The sequence below is a fragment of the Microbacterium sp. JAI119 genome (assembly GCF_013410135.1).
Classification (GTDB): domain Bacteria; phylum Actinomycetota; class Actinomycetes; order Actinomycetales; family Microbacteriaceae; genus Microbacterium; species Microbacterium oxydans.
The window spans coordinates 1-5,385 of sequence record NZ_JACCCK010000013.1 but is presented as its reverse complement, the minus strand read 5'-3'; the positions used below and the strand labels follow the sequence as shown (position 1 = coordinate 5,385).

General features: G+C 54.5%; 3 rRNA genes. All 3 read left to right on the top strand.

Going from position 1 to position 5,385, the window contains the following annotated elements:
* The first annotated feature begins 97 nt into the window (after nucleotides 1-97).
* Nucleotides 98-1,621: ribosomal RNA gene (locus HDC31_RS19930) — 16S ribosomal RNA — on the top strand.
* 426 nt (nucleotides 1,622-2,047) lie between these two features.
* Nucleotides 2,048-5,152, top strand: a 23S ribosomal RNA gene (locus tag HDC31_RS19925).
* 108 nt (nucleotides 5,153-5,260) lie between these two features.
* Nucleotides 5,261-5,377, top strand: a 5S ribosomal RNA gene (rrf, locus tag HDC31_RS19920).
* The 16S, 23S and 5S rRNA genes sit together here, the layout of an rRNA operon.
* Nucleotides 5,378-5,385: the final 8 nt, after the last annotated feature.

Sequence of the window (5,385 nt, the reverse complement as noted above, 5' to 3'; positions counted from 1 at the left end):
GGGGTTGGCAATGGATGAAGTCAGCAATGAATTTGTCTCTTTGGTCAGCATCAAACTCGCTGCGTCACCGTTTTCCCGGTGGGGTATGCATTTCTTTTTTACGGAGAGTTTGATCCTGGCTCAGGATGAACGCTGGCGGCGTGCTTAACACATGCAAGTCGAACGGTGAACACGGAGCTTGCTCTGTGGGATCAGTGGCGAACGGGTGAGTAACACGTGAGCAACCTGCCCCTGACTCTGGGATAAGCGCTGGAAACGGCGTCTAATACTGGATATGTGACGTGACCGCATGGTCTGCGTCTGGAAAGAATTTCGGTTGGGGATGGGCTCGCGGCCTATCAGCTTGTTGGTGAGGTAATGGCTCACCAAGGCGTCGACGGGTAGCCGGCCTGAGAGGGTGACCGGCCACACTGGGACTGAGACACGGCCCAGACTCCTACGGGAGGCAGCAGTGGGGAATATTGCACAATGGGCGCAAGCCTGATGCAGCAACGCCGCGTGAGGGACGACGGCCTTCGGGTTGTAAACCTCTTTTAGCAGGGAAGAAGCGAAAGTGACGGTACCTGCAGAAAAAGCGCCGGCTAACTACGTGCCAGCAGCCGCGGTAATACGTAGGGCGCAAGCGTTATCCGGAATTATTGGGCGTAAAGAGCTCGTAGGCGGTTTGTCGCGTCTGCTGTGAAATCCGGAGGCTCAACCTCCGGCCTGCAGTGGGTACGGGCAGACTAGAGTGCGGTAGGGGAGATTGGAATTCCTGGTGTAGCGGTGGAATGCGCAGATATCAGGAGGAACACCGATGGCGAAGGCAGATCTCTGGGCCGTAACTGACGCTGAGGAGCGAAAGGGTGGGGAGCAAACAGGCTTAGATACCCTGGTAGTCCACCCCGTAAACGTTGGGAACTAGTTGTGGGGTCCATTCCACGGATTCCGTGACGCAGCTAACGCATTAAGTTCCCCGCCTGGGGAGTACGGCCGCAAGGCTAAAACTCAAAGGAATTGACGGGGACCCGCACAAGCGGCGGAGCATGCGGATTAATTCGATGCAACGCGAAGAACCTTACCAAGGCTTGACATATACGAGAACGGGCCAGAAATGGTCAACTCTTTGGACACTCGTAAACAGGTGGTGCATGGTTGTCGTCAGCTCGTGTCGTGAGATGTTGGGTTAAGTCCCGCAACGAGCGCAACCCTCGTTCTATGTTGCCAGCACGTAATGGTGGGAACTCATGGGATACTGCCGGGGTCAACTCGGAGGAAGGTGGGGATGACGTCAAATCATCATGCCCCTTATGTCTTGGGCTTCACGCATGCTACAATGGCCGGTACAAAGGGCTGCAATACCGCGAGGTGGAGCGAATCCCAAAAAGCCGGTCCCAGTTCGGATTGAGGTCTGCAACTCGACCTCATGAAGTCGGAGTCGCTAGTAATCGCAGATCAGCAACGCTGCGGTGAATACGTTCCCGGGTCTTGTACACACCGCCCGTCAAGTCATGAAAGTCGGTAACACCTGAAGCCGGTGGCCTAACCCTTGTGGAGGGAGCCGTCGAAGGTGGGATCGGTAATTAGGACTAAGTCGTAACAAGGTAGCCGTACCGGAAGGTGCGGCTGGATCACCTCCTTTCTAAGGAGCATCTGACACTTTCGGGTGTCCAGAACCCAGATCGAAGGCATACGTTCTTCGCTGGGAGCTCATGGGTGGAACATTTGACATGGTGCGAGGGATGTTGTTCTTCTCCAGTACGCCGCTTCGGTGGTTGGAACGGGGAGGGTGACGGATGTCGCACCTGCACGCTGTTGGGTCCTGAGGGACCGGATGCGCTTTGACCTTTCGGGGTTGGAAGCATTTGGTTACTCTGGGCCTCTTTCTGTTTCTCCATGTTTGTGGGGTTGTGGATTGGGGCACCGCCCGTACTTTGAGAACTACACAGTGGACGCGAGCATCTTGCAACAGCCTTCGGGTTGTTGCACAAGATGATCTTAAAGATCATTAGTCAATTTCAGATCCCGCCTTCGGGTGGGGTCGAGTTTTTGATTCAAACTCATGTGATTTCAAGTCTTTAAGAGCAAACGGTGGATGCCTTGGCATCTGGAGCCGAAGAAGGACGTAGCAATCTGCGATAAGCCTCGGGGAACTGATAAGCAAGTTTTGATCCGAGGGTGTCCGAATGGGGAAACCCCGCTGGGCGGCGTGCCGACCTAGTGACTCCCGCCTGAATATATAGGGCGGGTAGAGGGAACGTGGGGAAGTGAAACATCTCAGTACCCACAGGAAGAGAAAGCAACCGCGATTCCGTTAGTAGTGGCGAGCGAAACCGGATCAGGCTAAACCTAGCGTGTGTGATAGCCGGCAGGCGTTGCACGTTGGGGGTTGTGGGACTTTTCAGTCATCTCTGCCGAGGTGGCGGCGTTACAAGAAGGTATAGACGAACGGTCTTGAAAGGCCGGTCATAGAGGGTGCCAACCCCGTAGTCGAAATGCCTCTCTTGGCGCGAAGAGTATCCCAAGTAGCACGGGGCCCGTGAAATCCCGTGTGAATCTGTCAGGACCACCTGATAAGCCTAAATACTCCCAGATGACCGATAGCGGACAAGTACCGTGAGGGAAAGGTGAAAAGTACCCCGGGAGGGGAGTGAAATAGTACCTGAAACCGTTTGCTTACAAACCGTTGGAGCCTCCTTAGTAGGGGTGACAGCGTGCCTTTTGAAGAATGAGCCTGCGAGTTAGCGATATGTGGCGAGGTTAACCCGTGTGGGGTAGCCGTAGCGAAAGCGAGTCTGAATAGGGCGATTCAGTCGCATGTCCTAGACCCGAAGCGAAGTGATCTATCCATGGCCAGGTTGAAGCACGTGTAAGAGCGTGTGGAGGACCGAACCCACTTAGGTTGAAAACTGAGGGGATGAGCTGTGGATAGGGGTGAAAGGCCAATCAAACTTCGTGATAGCTGGTTCTCTCCGAAATGCATTTAGGTGCAGCGTTGCGTGTTTCTTGCCGGAGGTAGAGCTACTGGATGGCCGATGGGCCCTACAAGGTTACTGACGTCAGCCAAACTCCGAATGCCGGTAAGTGAGAGCGCAGCAGTGAGACTGTGGGGGATAAGCTTCATAGTCGAGAGGGAAACAACCCAGACCACCAACTAAGGTCCCAAAGCGCGTGCTAAGTGGGAAAGGATGTGGAGTTGCTGTGACAACCAGGAGGTTGGCTTAGAAGCAGCCACCCTTGAAAGAGTGCGTAATAGCTCACTGGTCAAGTGATTCCGCGCCGACAATGTAACGGGGCTCAAGCACGCCACCGAAGTTGTGGCATTGACATTATTGGTAGGCCTTCGTGGTCCAGCCGTGTTGATGGGTAGGAGAGCGTCGTGTGGCCAGCGAAGCGGCGGTGTAAACCAGCCGTGGAGGCTACACGAGTGAGAATGCAGGCATGAGTAGCGAATGACGTGTGAGAAACACGTCCTCCGAAAGACCAAGGGTTCCAGGGTCAAGCTAATCTTCCCTGGGTAAGTCGGGACCTAAGGCGAGGCCGACAGGCGTAGTCGATGGACAACGGGTTGATATTCCCGTACCGGCGAAGAACCGCCCAAGCTAATCCAGTAGTGCTAAGTGTCTGAATCCCAGTGACTGATCCCTTCGGGGTGACGCTCTGGGCCTAGCGCACGACCCCATTCTGGTGCGGTTAGCGTATTAACAGGTGTGACGCAGGAAGGTAGCCCAAGCCAGGCGATGGTTGTCCTGGTGCAAGTGCGTAGGCCGAGTCGTAGGCAAATCCGCGATTCACATAGGCTGAGACACGATGCGGATAAAAAGTGGGTGATCCTATGCTGCCAAGAAAAGCATCGACGCGAGGTTCTAGCCGCCCGTACCCCAAACCGACTCAGGTGGTCAGGTAGAGAATACCAAGGAGATCGAGAGAATCGTGGTTAAGGAACTCGGCAAAATGCCCCCGTAACTTCGGGAGAAGGGGGGCCATCCACTTATACGGATTTACTCCGAAAAGGGTGTGGTGGCCGCAGAGACTAGTGGGTAGCGACTGTTTACTAAAAACACAGGTCCGTGCCAAGTCGCAAGACGATGTATACGGACTGACGCCTGCCCGGTGCTGGAAGGTTAAGAGGACCGGTTAGCCGCAAGGCGAAGCTGAGAATTTAAGCCCCAGTAAACGGCGGTGGTAACTATAACCATCCTAAGGTAGCGAAATTCCTTGTCGGGTAAGTTCCGACCTGCACGAATGGCGTAACGACTTCCCAACTGTCTCAACCGCGAACTCGGCGAAATTGCATTACGAGTAAAGATGCTCGTTACGCGCAGCAGGACGGAAAGACCCCGTGACCTTTACTACAGCTTGGTATTGGTGTTCGGTGTGGCTTGTGTAGGATAGGTGGGAGACTTTGAAGCATGGACGCTAGTTCGTGTGGAGTCATTGTTGAAATACCACTCTGGTCACTCTGGATATCTAACTTCGAACCGTAATCCGGTTCAGGGACAGTGCCTGGTGGGTAGTTTAACTGGGGCGGTTGCCTCCCAAAAAGTAACGGAGGCGCCCAAAGGTTCCCTCAACCTGGTTGGCAATCAGGTGTCGAGTGTAAGTGCACAAGGGAGCTTGACTGTGAGACTGACAGGTCGAGCAGGGACGAAAGTCGGGACTAGTGATCCGGCAGTGGCTTGTGGAAGCGCTGTCGCTCAACGGATAAAAGGTACCTCGGGGATAACAGGCTGATCTTGCCCAAGAGTCCATATCGACGGCATGGTTTGGCACCTCGATGTCGGCTCGTCGCATCCTGGGGCTGGAGTAGGTCCCAAGGGTTGGGCTGTTCGCCCATTAAAGCGGTACGCGAGCTGGGTTTAGAACGTCGTGAGACAGTTCGGTCCCTATCCGCTGCGCGCGTAGGAAATTTGAGAGGATCTGACCCTAGTACGAGAGGACCGGGTTGGACGAACCTCTGGTGTGTCAGTTGTTCCGCCAGGAGCACCGCTGATTAGCTACGTTCGGGATGGATAACCGCTGAAAGCATCTAAGCGGGAAGCCGGCCTCAAGATGAGATTTCCATACCTTCGGGTGAGAGGCTCCCAGCCAGACTACTGGGTTGATAGGCCAGATGTGGAAGTGCAGTAATGCATGCAGCTGACTGGTACTAATAAGCCGATGACTTGATAACACACCGTTTGTTGGTGCTACGCGTCCACTGAGTGGTTCTCGATGTACGGTCGAGAACCGCATAACAACAATGACTTTGTTATGTGTTTGATTGAAACATCAATAGTGTTTCGGCGGCCATAGCGTGAGGGAAACGCCCGGTTACATTCCGAACCCGGAAGCTAAGCCTCACAGCGCCGATGGTACTGCAGGGGGGACCCTGTGGGAGAGTAGGACACCGCCGGACTCCTTTTA